At 64.2% G+C, this 20,112-nt stretch carries 23 protein-coding genes; 19 read left to right on the top strand and 4 right to left on the bottom strand.

From position 1 onward, the window contains the following. Positions 1-14 precede the first annotated feature (14 nt). Complete coding sequence (locus BHD06_RS11175; RefSeq protein ID WP_080457102.1) at positions 15-395, bottom strand: hypothetical protein; 381 nt, start codon at positions 393-395, stop codon at positions 15-17. A gap of 121 nt (positions 396-516) precedes the next feature. Between BHD06_RS11175 and cobO the strand changes: the two genes are divergently transcribed. The 3 genes from cobO to BHD06_RS11160 all read left to right on the top strand — a co-directional run bounded on the left by cobO (position 517) and on the right by BHD06_RS11160 (position 3,699). After that, complete coding sequence (cobO, locus tag BHD06_RS11170) at positions 517-1,128, top strand: cob(I)yrinic acid a,c-diamide adenosyltransferase (RefSeq protein WP_080457101.1); 612 nt, start codon at positions 517-519, stop codon at positions 1,126-1,128. Positions 1,129-1,194: 66 nt separating this feature from the next. Then, positions 1,195-1,962 carry an FCD domain-containing protein gene (locus BHD06_RS11165; protein ID WP_080457100.1) on the top strand — a complete coding sequence of 256 codons (768 nt, stop codon included), beginning with the start codon at positions 1,195-1,197 and terminating at the stop codon, positions 1,960-1,962. 240 nt (positions 1,963-2,202) lie between these two features. After that, positions 2,203-3,699 carry a D-alanyl-D-alanine carboxypeptidase family protein gene (locus BHD06_RS11160; protein ID WP_080457099.1) on the top strand — a complete coding sequence of 499 codons (1,497 nt, stop codon included), beginning with the start codon at positions 2,203-2,205 and terminating at the stop codon, positions 3,697-3,699. A 15-nt stretch (positions 3,700-3,714) separates the two neighbouring features. Here BHD06_RS11160 and BHD06_RS11155 read toward each other — a convergent pair whose 3' ends face one another. Beyond that, the gene (locus BHD06_RS11155) at positions 3,715-4,935 is read right to left on the bottom strand and encodes a multidrug effflux MFS transporter (RefSeq protein ID WP_080457098.1); all 1,221 of its coding nucleotides are present in this window, start codon (positions 4,933-4,935) and stop codon (positions 3,715-3,717) included. Positions 4,936-5,119: 184 nt separating this feature from the next. Here BHD06_RS11155 and BHD06_RS11150 point away from each other — a divergent pair, with 184 nt between their 5' ends. The 8 genes from BHD06_RS11150 to BHD06_RS11120 all read left to right on the top strand — a co-directional run bounded on the left by BHD06_RS11150 (position 5,120) and on the right by BHD06_RS11120 (position 11,540). Next, positions 5,120-6,652 carry an acyl-CoA carboxylase subunit beta gene (locus BHD06_RS11150; RefSeq protein WP_080457208.1) on the top strand — a complete coding sequence of 511 codons (1,533 nt, stop codon included), beginning with the start codon at positions 5,120-5,122 and terminating at the stop codon, positions 6,650-6,652. A gap of 72 nt (positions 6,653-6,724) precedes the next feature. Next, positions 6,725-7,063 (top strand): hypothetical protein, encoded by a 339-nt coding sequence (locus BHD06_RS11145; RefSeq protein WP_080457097.1) that lies wholly within the window; start codon positions 6,725-6,727, stop codon positions 7,061-7,063. A gap of 14 nt (positions 7,064-7,077) precedes the next feature. Next, positions 7,078-7,458, top strand: coding sequence for a DUF6497 family protein (locus tag BHD06_RS11140; RefSeq protein WP_080457207.1), 381 nt, complete (start codon positions 7,078-7,080; stop codon positions 7,456-7,458). A 223-nt stretch (positions 7,459-7,681) separates the two neighbouring features. Further along, the gene (locus BHD06_RS23735) at positions 7,682-7,825 is read left to right on the top strand and encodes a hypothetical protein (RefSeq protein ID WP_176214335.1); all 144 of its coding nucleotides are present in this window, start codon (positions 7,682-7,684) and stop codon (positions 7,823-7,825) included. Between the two features lie 87 nt (positions 7,826-7,912). Beyond that, positions 7,913-8,269, top strand: coding sequence for a hypothetical protein (locus tag BHD06_RS11135; RefSeq protein ID WP_080457096.1), 357 nt, complete (start codon positions 7,913-7,915; stop codon positions 8,267-8,269). A 364-nt stretch (positions 8,270-8,633) separates the two neighbouring features. Continuing rightward, positions 8,634-8,870, top strand: coding sequence for a hypothetical protein (locus tag BHD06_RS24280; protein ID WP_254892390.1), 237 nt, complete (start codon positions 8,634-8,636; stop codon positions 8,868-8,870). A gap of 146 nt (positions 8,871-9,016) precedes the next feature. Beyond that, entirely contained in the window at positions 9,017-11,017 is a 2,001-nt protein-coding gene (locus tag BHD06_RS11125) for an acetyl/propionyl/methylcrotonyl-CoA carboxylase subunit alpha (protein ID WP_080457095.1), read from the top strand. A gap of 4 nt (positions 11,018-11,021) precedes the next feature. Then, positions 11,022-11,540, top strand: a complete 519-nt coding sequence (locus tag BHD06_RS11120) for a hypothetical protein (RefSeq protein ID WP_080457094.1) — start codon at positions 11,022-11,024, stop codon at positions 11,538-11,540. 13 nt (positions 11,541-11,553) lie between these two features. On the opposite strand, the gene BHD06_RS11115 is transcribed toward BHD06_RS11120, so the two are convergent. Continuing rightward, the gene (locus BHD06_RS11115) at positions 11,554-12,003 is read right to left on the bottom strand and encodes a DUF4174 domain-containing protein (RefSeq protein WP_080457093.1); all 450 of its coding nucleotides are present in this window, start codon (positions 12,001-12,003) and stop codon (positions 11,554-11,556) included. 175 nt (positions 12,004-12,178) lie between these two features. Here BHD06_RS11115 and BHD06_RS11110 point away from each other — a divergent pair, with 175 nt between their 5' ends. The 7 genes from BHD06_RS11110 to BHD06_RS11080 all read left to right on the top strand — a co-directional run bounded on the left by BHD06_RS11110 (position 12,179) and on the right by BHD06_RS11080 (position 18,496). Then, complete coding sequence (locus BHD06_RS11110; protein ID WP_080457092.1) at positions 12,179-13,114, top strand: hypothetical protein; 936 nt, start codon at positions 12,179-12,181, stop codon at positions 13,112-13,114. After that, positions 13,086-15,215 carry a methylmalonyl-CoA mutase gene (scpA, locus tag BHD06_RS11105; RefSeq protein ID WP_080457091.1) on the top strand — a complete coding sequence of 710 codons (2,130 nt, stop codon included), beginning with the start codon at positions 13,086-13,088 and terminating at the stop codon, positions 15,213-15,215. Before BHD06_RS11110 ends, scpA begins: the two co-directional genes overlap by 29 nt. A gap of 67 nt (positions 15,216-15,282) precedes the next feature. Beyond that, positions 15,283-15,888 carry a VOC family protein gene (locus tag BHD06_RS11100; RefSeq protein ID WP_080457090.1) on the top strand — a complete coding sequence of 202 codons (606 nt, stop codon included), beginning with the start codon at positions 15,283-15,285 and terminating at the stop codon, positions 15,886-15,888. After that, positions 15,885-16,364, top strand: coding sequence for a GNAT family N-acetyltransferase (locus BHD06_RS11095; protein WP_080457089.1), 480 nt, complete (start codon positions 15,885-15,887; stop codon positions 16,362-16,364). The genes BHD06_RS11100 and BHD06_RS11095 overlap by 4 nt, the downstream gene beginning before the upstream one ends. Positions 16,365-16,409: 45 nt before the next feature. Further along, complete coding sequence (locus BHD06_RS11090; RefSeq protein WP_080457088.1) at positions 16,410-17,108, top strand: molecular chaperone DjiA; 699 nt, start codon at positions 16,410-16,412, stop codon at positions 17,106-17,108. Beyond that, a complete protein-coding gene (locus BHD06_RS11085; protein ID WP_080457087.1) occupies positions 17,089-18,096 on the top strand; it encodes an endonuclease/exonuclease/phosphatase family protein in 1,008 nt (335 codons plus the stop codon). Before BHD06_RS11090 ends, BHD06_RS11085 begins: the two co-directional genes overlap by 20 nt. Before the next feature lie 37 nt (positions 18,097-18,133). Beyond that, positions 18,134-18,496, top strand: a complete 363-nt coding sequence (locus BHD06_RS11080) for a hypothetical protein (protein ID WP_080457086.1) — start codon at positions 18,134-18,136, stop codon at positions 18,494-18,496. A gap of 16 nt (positions 18,497-18,512) precedes the next feature. Here the strand turns inward: BHD06_RS11080 and BHD06_RS11075 are convergent, their stop codons facing one another. Further along, positions 18,513-19,091, bottom strand: coding sequence for a GcrA family cell cycle regulator (locus BHD06_RS11075; RefSeq protein ID WP_080457085.1), 579 nt, complete (start codon positions 19,089-19,091; stop codon positions 18,513-18,515). A gap of 187 nt (positions 19,092-19,278) precedes the next feature. On the opposite strand from BHD06_RS11075, the gene BHD06_RS11070 reads away from it, so the two are divergent. Then, positions 19,279-20,109: an ABC transporter permease gene (locus BHD06_RS11070; RefSeq protein WP_080457084.1), complete on the top strand. Its 831-nt coding sequence runs from the start codon at positions 19,279-19,281 to the stop codon at positions 20,107-20,109. The last annotated feature ends 3 nt before the right edge of the window (positions 20,110-20,112 follow it).

Raw genomic sequence — 20,112 nt, 5'->3', positions numbered from 1 at the left:
AGCATCGCGCCGTGTCAACGGCGCGGTTGGCAGATCAGATCGGCCTCGCCATGCCCCAGTTTCTCGACCTGACAGGTAAAGCTCGGCGGCGCAGGCGGCGGCGCGCCCGCGCCGCAATCGAGTTGCGCCACCATCACAGCCTGATCGCCGCCAAGCCGCGCCACGCGACAGCCGCTGACCCCCTCCATCGCCGCCACTGCGCGCGGGATGACGGCGGCCGGGCGCGGGGCCCATTCCGGGGTGAGGCGGATCGCCTGCGCCCAGAGCCCGTCGATGCGCACGTCGAACATGCTCTGCCCAACTGCCACGCGCACCGGCACCACGCCGTGAAACCCCGGTCCGGGGGCGTTGCAGGCGGCGAGCAGCAAACAAAGGACAACAAACGGCCAACGCATGCCGCAGCCTGCGCGCGGATCGGTTAACAAGAGCTTTCCCGGCGATCACGAATATCCTTTGCACGCGCGCGCGGCTCTGCCAAACGTTCCTTGCAACGCAGTTCGACACAGGAGAGACCGCATGGCCCTTGACCCCAAGGCCCACACCGAAAAGATGAAGCGTATCAAGGCCGCCCGTGACCGGATGATGGCGACCAAGACCGAGGAAAAGGGCCTGATCATCGTCCATACCGGCAACGGCAAGGGCAAGAGCAGTTCGGGCTTCGGCATGATCATGCGGTGCATCGGCAACGGCATGCAATGCGCCGTGGTGCAGTTCATCAAGGGCAGCATGCCAAGCGGTGAGCGTAGCCTGCTCAAGGACCGGTTCAGCGATGTCTGCGCGTTTCACACCATGGGCGAGGGTTTCACCTGGGAGACGCAGGACCGCGAGCGCGACACCGAAATGGCCCAGGCCGCCTGGGAAAAGGCCAAGGAACTGATCCGCGACGAGGCCAACGCGATGGTGCTGCTGGACGAGATCAACATCGCCCTGCGCTACGACTATCTCGACCTCGACGACGTGCTGCTGTTTCTGGCCGAGGAAAAGCCGCCGATGACCCATGTCGTGCTGACTGGGCGCAGCGCCAAGCCGGAACTGATCGAGCTTGCCGATCTCGTCAGCGAGATGCAGGAGATCAAGCATCCGTTCCGCAGCCAGGGCGTCAAGGCACAGCCGGGGGTGGAGTTCTGATATCACGCCGCTTGCCGCAAGTAAAAGTTGGTCATATCGTATAACCAATTTTCAAGGGGCGTGCGTATGCCATTTCAAAGAGTGACTCCGGAGAAGCTCTCCGCAGCGGTGACACGGCAGATCGAGAAGCTGATCCTGCGCGGTATCCTGCGCCCCGGCGAACGCCTGCCGGCCGAGCGCGAGTTGGCCGAAAAACTCGGCGTCTCGCGCCCGTCCTTGCGCGAGGCAATTGCCGAATTGCAGGAGAAGGGGCTGCTGACCACGCGGGCGGGGGCCGGCATCTACGTTGCGGATGTGCTGGGCAGTGCCTTTTCCGACGCGCTGATCCGGCTCTTCGCCGATCACGACGAGGCGGTGTTTGATTATATCGGATTTCGCCGCGATCTCGAGGGGCTGGCCGCCTGCCGCGCCGCACGCCTCGCCTCGGATACCGATTTGCAGGTGATTCAGGCGATCATGGACAAGATGGAAGCCGCCCATAAGAAGACCAATCCGGCGGATGAAGCACGCCTCGACGCCGAGTTTCACATGGCGATCATCGAGGCCAGCCATAACGTGATCATGCTGCATATGATGCGTTCGATGTTCCAGCTGCTGCGCGAGGGCGTGTTTTACAATCGTCAGGTGATGTTCAAGCAGCGCACCACGCGCGGTGCTCTGCTCGATCAGCACCGAGCGATCAACAGCGCGATTCAGGCGCGAGATCCCGACGCCGCCCGCGCGGCCATCAACGCCCATCTCAACTATGTGGAAAAGGCCCTTGCCGATCAGCAAAAGGCCGACCGCAACGAGGCAATCGCGCGTCAGCGTTTCGAGCACGAACAATCCCGCTGATCGGGCGCGCGACAATTTTCCGTGATCCGACAGGGTTAACTCTACCTCCATGATGCACCCTGTGGTTGATCTTGAGGATACGCGCGGGGTGACTACTACATGTTGCCTCCACGTGCCATTGGGCAGGCGAAATTTCCTTGTGAATGAACGCTTTAAAAGAAAAAGCTCTTGTGCTACGCTAATTTCATAAAACAAGTCAGCCGAAAAATCGGCGGCGCGAGGCAGTAAAAGAGCAGTTCTATGAAAACACGGGGCAGGATGCCGATCCGTTGGGGTCTGCTGGCGTTCGCAACCTTCTGGATGTTGGTGATCGTGCCGTTGAGCGCGGTAGCGGCACCATATGCGGGTTTGGTGATGGATGCGCGCAATGGCAAGGTTCTTTACTCACGCAATGCCGATACAAGGCTGCATCCGGCCTCGCTGACCAAGATGATGACGCTCTATGTGGTGTTTGAGGCGGTCGAAAACGGTGAGATCGGTCTTGACGACAAGGTGCGGATTTCCAAATTCGCCGCCAGCGAGCCACCCAGCAAACTCGGCCTGCGTCCCGGTCAGACCATCGCGCTGCGCTATCTCATCCGTGCCGCGGCGGTGAAGTCCGCCAATGACGCGGCCACTGCGCTCGCCGAGGCGATCGAGGGGTCCGAGGCGCAATTCGCCCGGCGCATGAACCGCACCGCCAAGGCGCTCGGGATGGCCCGCACCACCTTCAAGAACGCTCATGGCCTGACCGAGAGCGGGCACTTGTCGACCGCCCGCGACATGACGATCTTGGGGCGGCACCTGTTCTACGACTATCCCGAATATTACAATCTATTCTCGCGCATCACGACGTATGCGGGCGTGCGCTCGGTCAGCCATACAAATCGCCGTCTGCTCGAGAGTTACAGAGGTGCCGACGGCATCAAGACGGGCTATACCCGCGCGGCGGGCTTCAACCTCACGGCCAGTGCCGAGCGCGGTGGCAAGCGGATCATCGCCACCGTGTTCGGCGGCAATTCGACCGCCACGCGCAATGCCAAGGTCGCCGAATTGCTCGATCTCGGCTTCAGTAAATCTCCGAGCCGGGTGGCGCTCGCGCGTCCCGCTCGTCCGGCTTACATGGGCAAGATGGGCACCCAGCCGGTGATGATCGCGGCAGGTCAGGCGCGCCCGGCGCTTGCGGGCAAGACCGTGCGCCTTGCCGCCGCCGCTGCTGTCCGCAAGAGCCTGCGCCCCCGGCCCCGGCCCGGAGCCACGTTGCCGCCCGCTGTCATTGCCGACAGTGGTGATATCGAACGCGCCCTCCAGGCCGCGCAGATCGGCATCGCCGAGGCTGTAGAGCAGGAGATCCCCGAAACCGCCGATGTCGCGCAGGGCAGTGCCGCCATTGCCGAGGCCGTGCCCGCCACGGTCCGGCCAGAGCCACGCCCCGAAGACCTCGCGCTTGCGGCCGCAGCCCTCCCCGCAACAACCGCCGATCCGGTGGCCGAGGTCGTGACCCGTGTCTCCACCTCTGACGGGCGGCATTGGGGGGTGAATGTCGGGCGTTACCCCAATGAATACAAGGCTCGTCAGGTGCTCTTGAAGACGGCCCTTTCGGAGATGAACACGCTAGATGGCAGCCTGCGCAAGGTTGTGCGTCGGCCCACCGGGTTCGATGCGAATTTCATGGGAATGACCCGCGAAAGCGCCGATCTGGCCTGCCGCCGTCTGCAGGCCAAGCAGATGACCTGCTTCATGATCGGGCCAGGCTGAGGCAACGTCCGCGCGTCAGGCCGCCAGCCGCAACCGGCGTTCGCGACGGATCACTAGCAGGATCGTAATCACTGCCGCCACCCCGGTCGCGAACATGATCCACAGCAGCGTGACGGCCCCGCTGCCCGGTGTCAGCAACATGCCCGCCAGCGCCGAGAGCGCGGCCCCCAGTCCGATCATCAGAGCCCCCGAAAGCCCGCTTGCCGTGCCGGCCAGATCGGGCCGGATCGACAGCGCGCCGGCGGTGGCATTGGGGATCACCATGCCGTTGCCGAGCCCCATGAAGGTCATCAGCCCGAAGAACGTGAGCGGCGAGCCGAAGCCGAGGTAGAAGAGCGTCAGGTTCAGCCCGATGCCACCGGCGTTGAAGAGCGCCCCCCAGAGTACCATTCGATTGACACCCACGCGCATCGAGTAGCGCCCAGAGGCGAAATTACCGAGAAAATAGCCGATGGCGGGCGCACCGAAGAGTAGCCCAAGCGTCGACGGCGGCAGGCCGAACACCCGATCGCCCACGAATGGCGCGCCGCCGAGATAGGCAAAGAACGACCCCGAAGACAGCCCCGCCGCCGCCGCGTAGCCCCAGAAGCGGCGCGAGGTCAGCAGCGCGGGATAATCGCGGAACTGTTGCATCAGGGTGCGCCCAGTCAACGGGGCGGTTTCACCCAGATCCCGCCAGCAGAGCGCGAAAAGCGCTGCGCCGAGAATGAAGAGCAGCCAGAAATTCGCCTGCCAGCCAAAGATCTCGTCGAGTATTCCGCCAAAGGCCGGGCCGATCATCGGCACCACCGCCATTCCCATGGTCACATAGCCGATCATCGAGGCGGCGCGGTCCTGCGGCACCATGTCCCGCACGATCGCGCGAGAGAGCACCATCGCCACGACGACGCTGGCCTGCACCATGCGGAAGGTGAGAAAAACATAGACATTGGGCGCCGCGAGACAGCCGAGGGTTGCCACGAGGAACAGGCCCAGCCCCCACAGGATGACCGGGCGCCGCCCCCAACGGTCGGAAATCGGCCCCATCAGCAGTTGCAGCGCCGCGTTGACGCCCAGATAGAGCGCCACTGAAAGCTGGATCAGTCGGTATTCGGTCTTGAAATACGCGACCATGCCCGGCAGGGAGGGAAGAAAAATGTTCATCGCCAGCGCCGACAGCCCCGCAAGCAGGATCAGTGTCGAGATATGCGGTGGTGTGGCGCGGTCCAGGAAACGGACGCGGGGTTCCGGGCTCATGCCCACATGGCTAGGATGCGGGCTCGGGGATGTCCATCGGGTCAGGTTGCAAAACCGGAGTTGATTAGCAAGTTTACAATTTTGCAATTGACGTTTTGCAAGCGTTTGCAAATTTGCCGGATTCTGTTTGGTCCTGCGCGCCGCACTCCTTATGCTGCGCGCCAAGAGAGAAAAGGGGAGCGCCATGAAAGACATTCTGGAGGAACTCGAAAGCCGCCGCGCCGATGCGCGGCTGGGAGGCGGCGAGGCCCGCATCGAGGCGCAGCACGGGCGCGGCAAGCTGACCGCGCGCGAGCGCGTCGAACTGTTGCTCGACGAGGGCAGTTTCGAGGAATTCGACATGTTCATGGCGCATCGCTGCACCGATTTCGGCATGGAGAAGAACCGACCCTATGGCGATGGCGTGATCACCGGCTGGGGCACGATCAATGGTCGTCAGGTCTATGTGTTCAGCCAGGATTTCACCGTGCTGGGCGGCTCGGTCAGCGCCACCCATGCGCAGAAGATCTGCAAGATCATGGATATGGCCGTCGAAAACGGCGCACCTGTGATCGGCATCAACGATTCGGGCGGCGCGCGCATTCAGGAAGGCGTCGACAGTCTTGCGGGCTATGGCGAGGTGTTTCAGCGCAATATCGAGGCCTCGGGCGTGGTGCCGCAGATCAGCGTGATCATGGGCCCTTGCGCCGGAGGCGCGGTTTACTCGCCTGCGATGACCGATTTCATATTCATGGTCAAAGACAGCTCCTACATGTTCGTCACCGGCCCCGACGTGGTCAAGACGGTGACCAACGAGCAGGTCACGGCGGAGGAACTGGGCGGGGCGGTCACGCATACACGCAAGAGCTCGGTCGCGGACGCGGCTTTCGAGAACGATGTGGAGGCGCTTGCAGAGGTCCGCAGGCTGGTGGATTTCCTGCCGCTCAACAACCGCGAGAAGCCCCCCAAACGCCCGTTCTTCGACGAGCCGGGGCGTGTCGAGGCCAGCCTCGACACGCTGATCCCCGACAATCCGAACATGCCCTATGACATGAAGGAACTGATCCACAAGATCGCCGATGAGGGTGATTTCTACGAGATACAGGCCGAATTTGCCAAGAACATGATCACCGGCTTCATCCGGCTCGAAGGGCAGACCGTCGGTGTCGTTGCCAATCAGCCGATGGTGCTGGCAGGCTGTCTCGACATCGACAGCAGCCGCAAGGCGGCGCGCTTCGTGCGGTTCTGCGACTGTTTCGAAATCCCGATCCTGACGCTGGTAGACGTGCCCGGCTTTCTGCCCGGCACGGGGCAGGAATATGGCGGGGTGATCAAGCACGGGGCCAAGCTGCTTTATGCGTATGGCGAGGCGACGGTGCCCAAGGTTACGGTGATCACCCGCAAGGCCTATGGCGGGGCATATGTGGTGATGGCCTCCAAGCATCTGCGCGCCGATTTCAACTATGCCTGGCCCACGTCCGAGATCGCGGTGATGGGGGCCAAGGGCGCGACCGAAATCATCTATCGGTCGGATCTGGGCGATGCCGAGAAGATCGCGGCGCATACCAAGAGCTACGAAGACCGCTTTGCCAACCCCTTCGTTGCTGCCGAGCGCGGGTTCATCGACGAGGTGATCCAGCCGCGCAGCACGCGGATGCGGGTGAGCCGGGCCTTTGCGTCGCTGCGCAACAAGAAGAAGAAGTTGCCCTGGAAAAAACACGACAACATCCCGCTCTGAGGGCGGACGAATTGGGGGCCAGCCCCCAAACCCCCGGAGTATTTCAGCCAAAAAGAAACCCCGAGTGGCAGGATGAACAAGGACCGTTGGCATCTGATCGAAGAGGAGGACGGCTCAGTGACATTGACGCGGCGCGTCCCTGCGCGGTTCGACTTGGCGGTCGAGGGGCACCTGCCCGAGGCGTCGCGCGCCCGAGTGGCGCATCGGCTGCGGCAGGACATGTGGCGCGCCTTGCGGCATTTGCGCGGCTTTGCCCCCGTGGTGCGTATCTGGCGGGAGACGGATGGCCTACGGGTCCGCGCGGGCGGTGCGGTGACGGGGCGTGTCGCCCGCGCAGCCGCCGAGGCGCGGATCACGGCCCTTTTCGAGGATCCGGCGCGCGTGGCGCGCTGGACGGGGTCGGGGCGGTGAAGCAGGCGGCGGGCATGGCGCTCGTGCTGCTGACGCAGGCCCCCGCAGCCGCGGCGCAGGAGGAGGCGCTGCGGCTGCCCTCGGGGCGGGAGGCGCGGGTGCAGGAGGTGCTGACGGACCAGCCCGCTGGCGGTGGTCTGACCTATCGCTTTCGGTTTGTGGCGGAGGGGTTGGAAGGCGGCGGCGAGGCGCTCGAGACGGTGATGACGGACCTGGAATGGCTCTGCACCCGATATGCGCTGCCGAGGATATCCAATATCGGTCCGCAACCGGGGCGCATCGTGATTTCGCTGGCCGACAGACCATCGGAATTCGGGGTTTACGATCCCGCTGTCACACAGGTTTTCGAGGCGTTCAGCCCTTTGGGCGGCACCTGCAATTGGGAGATGTTTTGATGCGAGCACAATATGTTGGGCGGGGATTTTCATCGGGGTGCCGCACTGCGGCTTTGTGGACACATGCGCGTTGGTTTGCGCTTTCGATGTATTCAAATCTTGCAAATTCCTTTAGCTTAAACGAGGGTGGCATCCAAGCGACCTTTACCTCGCCCACATGGCGGGCGTCTGACCTGTGTCTGCGCGCGCCTGTTTACGAAGATACGAGAGACAGGAGAAATACATGTCGAACAGCATCAAGAGCGTTCTCGCGATCGGCCTCGTGGCCTTTGTCGCAGCCTGCGCACAACCTGCGGAAGAAGAGTTCGTGGTCGTTGAGCCCGAGCCCATCTCGACCGAGCCGGTCAGCACCGGTAAGTACAAGTAAGCCCGACGGGCTTGGTTCGGAGCGGGCGTTCGCGCCCGCTCCGCAGCCGACAACCGCGCGGCTCCCCTGTAATCGGGAGGGAGCCTCATGCTGAAGCATCGCGGATTTCCCGGGCGTCTGCCCGGTACGGATTATCAATTCACCATACGCCGCGCCAATCCCAAGGGGGCCACGCCGCTGACTGCGCGCGAGCGTTACCGCGATCGCCGTCCTGCCGACAAGCGGGCCGATGCGGGCTTCTTGCGCGCGATCTGGGAGTGTTTCGGCGACGCACCTTTTGAGCGCGGCAACCTTGATGCCGGGCGCCTGAGCTGGCTGTTTGGTCGCGAGGTCAAACCGGCAGAAGATCCTTTCGATCCAGAGAGCTACGACGCGCTCTTGCGCCTCGATCCTGAGGTGGCGCAGGCGACCTTCCCCGAGGTGTTCGAGGAGCAGAGCCCGTGAGCGCCCTCGGGGTCGGCATGAATTCGCGCAAGGCGTGCAATAATGCGCAAAGCGCCGCCGATGCATGGCGGCTTCGCCGTTTCGGTTTGGCCTTTGATGGCCGTCATGCGACTGTAGATGAGGTAATGGAGACCCGTTCCCCAGCGGTTTTGACGTTTTGTCATGTCCGTTACCCTTCCCCTAATGGGCGGCCCTGCGCAGAGACGCGCAGGCCGCCCACTTTTTTCAATAATACAATGAGTTGGCCCAGTAGGCGGCGGATTGCCGGTGCGGGCTCTGCGGCGTGGAATGGCTTTGACGCGGCGCGCGGCCTGTCGTCTTGTGGTTCGGACCGAAAGCCAGACGCACAAGGAGACGCCGGATCATGCCGCTACAAAGAACGCCAAGAAAAAAACACGCAAAAGCTGTGTTGCCTCTTGCCTTGCTTGCCCTTGCCGGGCTGTCCGCCTGTGGCGACAGCGTGCCAGAACAGGCCCTTTTGGGCGGCGGCGCGGGGGCGGTCACGGGGGCCGTGGTGGGTGGTAGCGTCCTCACGGGTGCGGCCGTCGGGGCGGCGGGCAACGTGGTGTACTGTCAGGCCTATCCGGGGCGCTGCAGATGATCTGATCCGGACCCCGCGCGCTGCGCGGACCGATGCCATTCCGGCCATCGCTGCTTCGGGCAGCGGTGGCCTTTTTCATGTCAAGAGCCAAACCGGCCAGGCGCGGGCTCACGCGCGGCCAAGACTTGCAAGAGGGGACCGATAGCATGTTCAAGAAGATCCTGATCGCCAACCGGGGCGAAATCGCCTGCCGCGTCATCAAAACGGCGCGCAAGATGGGCATTGCGACGGTGGCGATCTATTCCGACGCCGACCGCAACGCGCTGCATGTGCAGATGGCGGATGAGGCGGTGCATATCGGCCCGCCCCCCGCGAATGAGAGCTATATCGTCATCGACAAGGTGATGGAGGCGATTCGCCAGACCGGGGCTGAGGCGGTGCATCCCGGCTATGGTTTCCTGTCGGAGAACCCGAAATTCGCCAAGGCGCTAGAGGCCGAGGGCGTGGCCTTTGTCGGCCCACCCGTGAAGGCGATTGAGGCGATGGGCGACAAGATCACCTCCAAGAAGATCGCGCAGGAGGCCGATGTCAGCACCGTTCCGGGCTATATGGGTCTGATCGAGGACGCCGACGAGGCGGTGAAGATCTCGAACGAGATCGGTTATCCGGTGATGATCAAGGCCAGCGCCGGCGGCGGTGGCAAGGGCATGCGCATCGCCTGGAGTGACGAGGAGGCGCGCGAGGGTTTTCAAAGCTCCAAGAACGAGGCGGCAAGTTCCTTTGGCGATGACCGGATTTTCATCGAGAAATTCGTCACACAGCCGCGCCATATCGAGATTCAGGTGCTCTGCGACAGCCATGGCAACGGCGTGTATCTCAACGAGCGTGAATGCTCCATCCAGCGCCGCAATCAGAAGGTCGTGGAAGAGGCCCCGAGCCCGTTCCTTGACGAGGAGACCCGCCGCGCCATGGGCGAGCAGTCCCTGGCCCTTGCCCATGCCGTCGGCTATGCCAGTGCGGGCACGGTGGAATTCATCGTCGATGGCGACCGCAATTTCTATTTCCTCGAGATGAACACCCGCTTGCAGGTGGAGCATCCGGTGACCGAACTGATCACCGGTGTCGATCTGGTCGAGCATATGATCCGTGTGGCCTATGGCGAAAAGCTGGCGCTCACTCAGGACGATGTGAAAATCAACGGCTGGGCGATCGAGAACCGGCTCTATGCCGAGGATCCGTATCGCGGCTTCCTGCCCTCGATCGGTCGTCTGACCCGCTACCGCCCGCCCGAGGAGATCGATATCGAGGGCGCCGTGGTGCGCAACGATACCGGCGTCTATGAGGGCGGCGAGATCAGCATGTATTACGACCCCATGATCGCCAAGCTTTGCACCTGGGCCCCGACGCGCGCGGCGGCCATCGACGGCATGCGCAACGCGCTCGACGCCTTCGAGGTCGAGGGGATCGGTCACAACCTGCCGTTCCTCAGCGCGGTGATGGATCATCCGAAATTCGTGAGCGGCGACATGACCACCGCCTTCATCGCCGAGGAATATCCCGAAGGCTTCAGCGGGGTGGAGTTGCCCGAGGACGTGCTGCGCCGGATCGCGGCAAGCACAGCGGCGATGCACCGGGTGGCGGAAATCCGGCGCACCCGGGTCTCGGGGCGGATGGACAACCACGAGCGGCATGTGGGCGAGGATTGGGTGGTGAGCCTTCAGGGGCAGGATTATCCGGTGACCGTGGCCGCCGACCGCGAAGGCGCGAGCGTGCGATTCAACGATGGCACCACCCTGCGCGTCAGCAGCGACTGGACCCCGGGCGACACGCTGGCGCGGCTCGATGTGGGTGGCGATGCGCTGGTGCTCAAGGTGGGCAAGATCACTCAAGGCTTCCGCATCCGCAGCCGCGGCGCCGACCTCAAGGTGCATGTGCGCACGCCCCGGCAGGCGAAACTGGCGGCGTTAATGCCCGAGAAACTTGCCGCTGATACATCGAAACTGCTGCTCTGTCCGATGCCCGGGCTGATCGTCAAGGTCAACGTCGCCGAGGGCGACGAGGTGCAGGAGGGGCAGGCGCTCTGCACGGTGGAGGCGATGAAGATGGAAAACATCCTGCGCGCGGAGCGCCGCGGCGTGGTGTCGAAGGTCAATGCCGGGCCGGGCGACAGCCTCGCGGTGGATGACGTGATCATGGAATTCGAGTGAGGGGATGACCCGCACCCTGTCTCATAACCCTGTGGCGCTCGCCTGTCTGGCGGCGCTTGCCCTTGTGGCGGGCTGTCAGCGAGAGGACGAGGCGGCGCAGCGGGTATGGCTGGGGCAATGGTTTTCCCTTGGCGAGATGCGGGCCTTTGAGGCCCGGCGGGGTTGTGCAGTGGGGCTTTACGATCTGGTCACCGGGCAGGTGAAATCGGCCCTGCCGGTGACTGACAGCGTGGACGGGATGCAGCGTGAGATTGCGGCTCGCGGCGCGGCGGCGCTCGACATGCCGGGGCAGGGGGCGGACATGGCGATGGTGGCCATGGCCAATCACCACCGCCCCACAGGCATGGCGATGCGGCGCGCGGGGCTGGAGGCGCGGGCCTGCATGACTGAGTTGACCGAGAGCGCGTTTCGCCATGCACTCGACGAGACCGGGACGGTTCTGGCCTGGGATAACACGCGCGGCGCGCTGATCCTGATGTCGCGGGCGGCGGGATATCTGATTGTCGTGCAGGGAGAGGCGTGATGGTGAAGCGTGATCAACTGTCGCCGACCGAGCCTTCGCGCAATTCGCGTTGCCGTGCGGGCAGCTTGTCGATGGAGCGCATGATCTCGCGCACGTGCCACGGTGCCGGCTTGCGCAGGAAAATCGACCCGTCCTTGGCAATGCCCACAAGCCCGAAGCCGCGCGGGCGCAGTTTGCGCCGGATGTCGGTCTGGGCTGCGGGATCGGTGTCGGTGATGACGATCACGTCAAGCGCGTCGAGCGCCGAAATCCGACCCTCGATATATTCCATCTGTTCGATAAATCGTGGATCGTTGGGCGTATCGGCAAACACGACAAGGGGACGTTTCACCCATTTCAATTCGTACAAATTGATCTCATCCGCTTTGACGATCATGCCGTCGAGGCCTGCGCCGCCATCCTGCTGCGCGAGGGCAGCACTGGCGGTAAAGACTGCGAAAACAAATGATAAGATGTGTTTCATGGGGGCTCCTGCTGGGCAAGATATAGGCCCTGCGCGCGCGATTGCGAAGAGGGAATGCAGGGGGGAGACGGAATCGCGCGGATTAATCGGATCGTCAGGTTTCGCGGGCAGTCTGTGGTCCGGGATCATGCGCCGCACGGGGCGTGTGGCAAATCGGCAAAAGGCGAGACCGGCCATGGAGATCATCCTGCACCTTGGGGCGCATCGCACCGCAACCACGAGCTTTCAACATTACATGCGCGCCAATGCCGCCGCGCTCGCGGCGCAGGGTTTCGGTTACTGGGGGCCCGACGTCACGCGCGAAGGTATCCTGACCGGGGTCATTCCCCTTCCCGGGGGCGACAGCGCGGCCCGCCAGATGGATCGCGCGCGCGGGCGCATCGCGCTGCGGCTGGCACAGGCGCGCAAGGCCGGTCTGCGCCGGATCGTGGTGAGCGATGAGAACATGATCGGCGCAGCCCGCCGCAACTTGCGGCAGGGACGGCTCTATGACGGTGCGGGCGAGCGGATGGCGCGCTTTGCCCATGCGTTTGACGGGCGGATCAGCCGTGTGGCGGTCTCAATCCGGGGACAGGATGCCTGGTGGTCCTCGGCGCTGGCCTATGGCGTCGCGCGCGGGCACCGCCTGCCGGAGGCGGGCGATCTCGACCGCCTGATCACCGTCAATCGGCACTGGCGCGAGGTGATCGGCGATATGGCCTGCGCGCTGCCAGGCGTCGATCTCGTGGTGCTGCCGCATGAGCGCCATGGCTCGCGGCCCGAGGACCTGCTGCACCACATGACCGGGCTGCCAGAGGTGCCGCACCACGCGGCGCGCGTCTGGTTGAACCGCGCGCCCGACCTTGCCGCACTGCGCCGGGCGGTGGCGGCGCGCGGTGGCGATGCTGGCCTTTTGCCCGAGGGGGAGGGGCGTTGGCAGCCCTTTGATCAATACCAGAAACAGGCCCTGCAAGAGGCCTATGCAGACGATCTCTTCTGGCTGATGGCCGGGGCGGATGGTCTGGCCCGACTGATAGAGGAAACCGGACCGAACGAGGCGGGGAAACATCCGCCCGACGGCCGCACGACAAGAGGACAAGACAATGGCATCGAAGAAAGACGACTGGCGTAGGATCGCAGAGAGTGAGTTGCGCGGGCGACCGCTGGACGAGCTGACATGGAAGACGCTCGAAGGCATCGAGGTCGAGCCGCTCTATACCCATGAGGACGTGGCCGACCTGCCGCATCTGGGCGGCATTCCCGGTGAGGCGCCGTTCACCCGTGGCGTCAAGGCCACGATGTATGCCGGGCGGCCCTGGACGATCCGGCAATATGCGGGCTTTTCCACGGCCGGAGAATCGAACGCCTTTTACCGCCGCAACCTCGCTGCCGGGCAGCAGGGCGTCTCGGTGGCCTTCGATCTGGCCACGCATCGCGGCTATGACAGCGATCACCCCCGGGTCGAGGGCGATGTGGGCAAGGCCGGCGTCGCGATCGATTCGGTCGAGGACATGAAGATCCTCTTCGACGGCATCCCGCTCGACAAGGTCAGCGTCTCGATGACCATGAACGGCGCGGTGATCCCGGTGCTGGCATCGTTTATCGTCGCGGGCGAGGAGCAAGGGCACGACAAGGCGGCGCTGTCGGGCACCATCCAGAATGACGTTCTCAAGGAATTCATGGTGCGCAACACTTATATCTACCCGCCTGCGCCCTCGATGCGGATCGTGTCGGACATCATCCAGTATACGGCGGAGCATATGCCGCGCTTCAACTCGATCTCGATTTCCGGCTACCACATGCAGGAGGCGGGCGCGAACCTTGTGCAGGAACTGGCCTATACGCTGGCCGATGGCCGCGAATATGTGAAGGCAGCGATCGAAGCCGGGATGGATGTCGACAGCTTCGCGCCGCGCCTGTCGTTCTTTTTCGCCATCGGGATGAATTTCTTCATGGAGGCCGCCAAACTGCGCGCCGCGCGGCTGCTCTGGCACCGGATCATGACCGAGTTTGGTGCCACATCGGAAAAATCCAAGATGCTGCGCACCCATTGCCAGACCAGCGGCGTGAGCCTGCAGGAGCAGGACCCTTACAACAACGTGGTGCGCACCGCCTATGAGGCGATGAGCGCGGTTCTGGGCGGCACGCAGTCGCTGCACACCAACGCGCTTGACGAGGCGATTGCCCTGCCTACCGATTTCAGCGCCCGGATCGCGCGCAACACGCAATTGATTTTGCAAGAGGAAACCGGCGTGACCAATGTGGTCGACCCGCTGGCGGGCTCTTATTATGTGGAAAAACTGACCCACGATCTGGCGGAAAAGGCCTGGGAGTTGATCGAGGAGGTCGAGGGAATGGGCGGCATGACCCGCGCGGTCGAGAGTGGCATGCCCAAGCTGCGCATCGAGGAGACGGCGGCGACAAGGCAGGCGATGATCGACCGCGGTGACGAGGTGATCGTCGGGGTCAACAAGTATCGCAAGGAGAAGGAAGACCCGATCGACATTCTCGATGTCGATAACGTCAAGGTGCGCGACGGCCAGATCAAGGCGCTGGAACGTATCCGCGCAAACCGCGATCAGGCGACCTGCGACGCGGCACTGGGTGAATTGACACGTCGCGCGCGTGAGGGCGGCAACCTCTTGGACGCGGCGGTCGAGGCCGCGCGCGCCCGCGCCACTGTGGGGGAAATTAGCATGGCACTGGAGAAGGAATTCGGACGGCACCGCGCCGAGATCAAGACGCTGGCCGGGGTTTACGGTGCAGCCTATGAGGGCGATGAGGGCTTTGCCGCGATTCAGAAATCGGTCGAGGATTTCGCCGAGAAAGAGGGGCGGCGACCGCGCATGCTGGTGGTCAAGATGGGGCAGGACGGCCATGACCGGGGGGCCAAGGTGATCGCCACGGCTTTCGCCGATATCGGCTTTGACGTGGATGTCGGTCCACTCTTCCAGACGCCCGAAGAGGCCGCGCAAGACGCCATCGACAATGACGTGCATGTGGTCGGTATCAGCTCTCAGGCGGCGGGGCACAAGACCTTGGCACCGCGCCTGATCCAAGCGCTGGAGGCGCGCGACGCGGGTGATATCCTGGTGATCTGCGGCGGTGTCATTCCGCAGCAGGATTACGACTTCCTGAAAAAGGCGGGCGTCAAGGCAATCTTCGGTCCCGGCACCAATATCCCCGAGGCGGCGCAGGATATCCTGCGTCTGATCCGGGCCGCGCGGGGCTGAGCCGGGCAGGGTTCGGCCCCGCCGCAGTGTCGTTCGGAGCATTTGGACCAAGAAGAAGGAGCGGAGCATGCGGCTGGATCATCTGGCGGTGGCGGCGCAGACCCTCGACGAGGGGCGCGCCGTGGTCGAGGACCGGCTGGGACTGCCCTTGCAGCCCGGTGGGCGGCATGCGTATTTCGGCACGCATAACCTGCTGATGGGGCTGGCCGATGGCCTCTATCTGGAGGTGATCGCGACCGATCCCGAGGCCCCTGCGCCCGGTTATCCGCGCTGGTTCGATCTCGACCGGTTCCATGGCGCGCCGCGCCTCTCGAACTGGATCTGTGCCGTCGATGATCTGGATACGGTGATTGCGTGCCACCCGGCGGCGGGCGAGGCGGTCGATCTGGCGCGCGGCGATCTGCGCTGGCGTATGGCGGTTCCGGGGGATGGTGTGCTGCCCTTCGACAACCGCTTTCCGGCGCTGATCGAATGGCAGGCGGGCGGGCACCCGTCGGCGCGGCTGGCGGCTTCGGGGGCGCGGCTGGAGCGGCTGGTCGTGGCGCATCCCGAGGCGGGCGCGTTGCGCGTAGAGTTGAGCGATCTGAGCGATCCGCGCGTGGTGTTCGAGCCGGGCGCACCGGGCCTGCGCGCCGAGATCGCCACGCCGCACGGTGTGAGGGTGCTGGAATGATCATCCGCAGGGCGGCGAACGAGGATATTCCTGCGATCCTCGACATATGGAACCCGCTCATTCGCGACACCTCTGTGACCTTCACCACGGTGGAAAAGACGGTACGTGGGCTGGCGGATGATCTGGCCACGCGCGGCGATGCCTTCCTCGTGGCCGAGGCGGCGGGCCAAATCCTCGGCTTTGCCACTTACGGCCCGTTTCGCGCCGGGCCCGGCTATGCCAAAACCGCTGAGCATAGCGTGATCCTCGGGGCCGGTGCGCGCGGGCGCGGTGTGGGTCGTGCGCTTATGGCTCGGCTGGAGGCGCAGGCACGTGCGCAGGGCATCCATGTGCTGATCGCCGCGGTGAGCGGTGAAAACGAGGGGGCCATTGCGTTTCACCGCGCCATCGGCTTCACCCAAGGTGCGCGCCTGCCCGAGGTGGGGCAGAAATTCGGGCGCTGGATGGATCTGGTGCTTTTGCACAAGCGGCTGTGACGGTTTGCGCTGACAGCGCGCGCGATTGGCGGTAGGGTCTCGGCCATGTCGATCTGGACCCGCATATCAGAGGCGTTGCAGGCGCTGGCCAAGGGCGAGAGCCTGACGGCTGTTTTCGACCGCCTGCGCAGCCCGCCCGAGCGCAGCGTGGCCTTTACCATCGCGGTGATCGCGCTCTCGGCCAAGATGGCCAAGGCCGACGGGCTGGTGACGCGCGACGAGGTGACGGCGTTTCGCGAGGTGTTCCAGATCGCGCAGGAGGAAGAGGATAACGCGGCCCGCGTCTTCAACCTCGCCCGGCAGGACGTGGCCGGATACGAGGATTATGCCCGCCGCATCGCGCGGATGTTTCAGGAGGCCCCCGATACTCTTGCCGACCTGATGGAGGGTTTGTTTCATATCGCGCTTGCCGACGGCGTCTATCACCCCAAGGAAGATGCGTTTCTTGCGCGCGTGGCCGATATTTTCGGGCTGGAAGAGGCGCGGTTTCGCCGGTTGCGGTCGCGTTTTGTCGAAGGCGAGCATCCCGATCCCTGGTCGGTTCTGGGGGTGGCGGCGGATATGCCGCTGGCGGAGATCCGCAAGATCTGGCGGCGGATGGTGCGCGATTGCCATCCCGACCGGATGCAGGCGCGCGGCGTGCCGAAAGAGGCGGTCAAGCTGGCCGAAAAGCGGCTGGTCGATATCAATCGCGCCTGGGAGGAGATCAGCGAGGCGCGGGCCGATGCGGATCGCCACCTATAACGTCGAATGGTTCAACGCGCTCTTTGACGATGCCGGGCGGATGCTCGACGATGCGCAGTGGTCGGCGCGCTACGACGTGACACGGGCCGATCAGCTGGCGGCGCTGCGGGTGGTGTTCGGTGCGCTCGACGCCGATGCGGTGATGGTGATCGAGGCCCCTGATCATAACGCGCGGCGCAGCACCGTGACGGCGCTGGAGGTGTTCGCAGGCTGGGCCGGGCTGCGGGCGCGGCGGGCGCTGATCGGTTTTGCCAATGACACGCAGCAGGAGATTGCGCTTCTTTATGATCCGGACGTGATAAGCGCCGCGCATGACCCGCAAGAGGATGACATGCCCCGCTTTGACGGGCAGTTCCGCATCGATCTCGATGTTGATGACCGCGCCGATCGGGTCAGCTTTTCCAAACCGCCGCTGGAGGTGGCGGTGACGATGGCGTCGGGCCACACGCTTCGGCTCATTGGCACACATCTCAAATCGAAGGCGCCGCACGGGGCCAAGAGCCGCGACGAGGCGATGCGCATCGGGATTGCCAACCGCCGCAAGCAACTGGCGCAGGCGGTCTGGCTGCGGCAACGGGTTGAGGCGCATCTGGCGGCGGGCGATGCGCTGATGGTGATGGGCGACTTGAATGACGGCCCGGGGCTGGATGAATACGAGCATCTCTTCGGCCGCTCCTCGGTCGAGATCATCGCGGGCGAGGGGAACGACGCGGCACAATCCCTTTATGATCCGCATGCGCGCGCGGCGCTGACGCAGAGGATCGGGGCAAGCCACAGCACCTCGCGGTTCTACCTGCGTGATCAGAAACGCTATATGCAGGCGCTGCTGGATTATATCCTGATTTCGCCCGATCTGATGGCGCGCCGCCCGGTCTGGCGCATCTGGCATCCGTTCGACGACCCCGACTGCTGGCGCACGCCGCTGATGCGCGATGCGCTGCTCACGGCGTCGGATCATTTTCCGCTGACGCTGGATATCGAGCTGTGATCTTAAAATCGCCACCGGGGGGTGTTATATTGGACATATGAAATACCGTCATCTGATCCTTGCCCTGTCGCTTGCCCTCTCCGCTCCCGCCCTCGCGCAGGAGGCCGAGGATGAGGGCCGTTCGCTTATGGAAGAGGGCGCGCGGCTCTTCTGGGAGGGGATCCGCCGCGAGATGGGCCCGGCGCTGGAGGAATTTCAGGACCGCGCCGAAGAGATGGAACCCGCGTTGCGGCAGTTCGTCGAGGAGATGGGCCCGGCGCTGCGCGACCTGATGGATCAGGTCGGCGATCTGAGCGCCTATCACGCCCCCGAGGTTCTGCCCAACGGTGACATCATCATCCGCCGCAAGACCCCGCAGGAGATGCGAGACACCCCGCCGGAGGGCGAAATCGAACTGTAACGCCTGCGTGCCGCGCTTACCTCTTGCGGTCGCGGCGGTTCGACATCGGTTGGAACGCAACACCCACATGCGCCTCGCAATAGGGCTTGCCGGCTTGCACGGGCAGGCCGCAGAACCAGAAATCGTCGGTCGCGGGATCGCCCACCGGCCATTTGCAGGTGCGCTCGGTCAGCTCCATCAGGGTCAGCCGCTTGGCCTTCTTCTCGATCTCGCTCACCTTGGCGAGCGCCTCGGGGTCGATCTCGTTGGCCGAGGGCTGCGGCGGCAGCGGCTGGCCTGCCGGGATGATCGCCTTGATCCGCGAGACCGGCGCCGGTGCCGCCTCTGCCGGGGCCTCGGGCTTGGGGGCTGGCTTCGGCGCGGGCTTGGGGGTTGGCTTCGGCGCGGGCTTGGCCTCGGCGGCGGGTGCGGTCTTGGCCTCGCTCGCTGCCGAGGCCGCCCCGGAGCCGTTGCGGTTGGACAGGCCGAGGCGATGCACCTTGCCGATCACCGCGTTACGCGTCACGCCGCCCAGCTCCTTGGCGATCTGGCTGGCGGATTGCCCCTCGCCCCACATCTTTTTCAACAGCTCTACGCGTTCGTCATTCCACGACATCGGGGCTTCCTTGCATCAGGTCTTGCATCTAACGGCATCAAAAGGCGGCCCGGCCACTGGCCCGCCGCCTTGTCATTCGGATCGAGGCCCTATTCTAATCACTGGTGTGTGAGTTACAAGGCATCGAATCGACCGCGCCGCCCGTCCTGCGACGGTTTGGACGAAAAACACAACCAAGGGAGCCGTCATGAGAGACCACGCCACAGAGACAGCCGCCCCGGGCCAGGCCCAGATGGGCACCCGTCGTTTCGGACGTGTCAACTGGCTGGGCCTGCTGACGCTGGCCGAGCGCGAGAACCGCCGCTTCCTCTCGGTCTGGACGCAGACGCTGCTGGCGCCGCTGATCACGGCGGGCCTGTTCATGGTGATCTTCTCCATCGCCATCGGACCACGCCGGGGCGATGTGATGGGCGTGGATTTCACCACCTTCATTGCTCCGGGCATCCTGATGATGACGGTGATCCAGAACGCCTTTGCCAATACCTCTTCGTCGATCGTAATCTCCAAGGTGCAGGGCAATATCGTCGACACGCTGATGCCCCCCCTGTCGGGCGGCGAGCTGGTGCTGGGCTATCTTGCGGGGGGCATCGGGCGCGGTGTGTTCGTGGCGCTGGCGATCTGCGCGGGGCTGTTCGCAGTGCTCGGGATTGTGCCCGCGCATCCGCTCTGGGCGATTCTCTTCGTGCTTCTGGGGGCCACGTTCATGAGCGCTGTTGGCATCGTCGCGGGGATATTCGCCAACAAGTTCGACCAGATGGCGGCGATCACCAATTTCGTGGTCACACCGCTGGCCTTCCTGTCGGGCACCTTCTACTCGGTCGAGGCGCTGCCGCCCGCGCTCTATTCGATCACGCATTTCAACCCTGTCTTCTACCTGATCGACGGGGTGCGCTTCGGGGTGATCGGAGTCTCGGACAGCGCGCCGATGCTGGGCCTCGCTGTCGGTGCGGGCGCGACCCTCGCGGTTTGCTTGCTGGCGTGGCAGATGCTGGCGCGCGGCTACCGGCTCAAGGCGTGAGTC

Source organism: Roseovarius sp. A-2 (assembly GCF_002072155.1).
In the GTDB taxonomy this organism is placed as follows: domain Bacteria; phylum Pseudomonadota; class Alphaproteobacteria; order Rhodobacterales; family Rhodobacteraceae; genus Roseovarius.
This window is presented reverse-complemented; position numbering and strand designations above follow the sequence as displayed.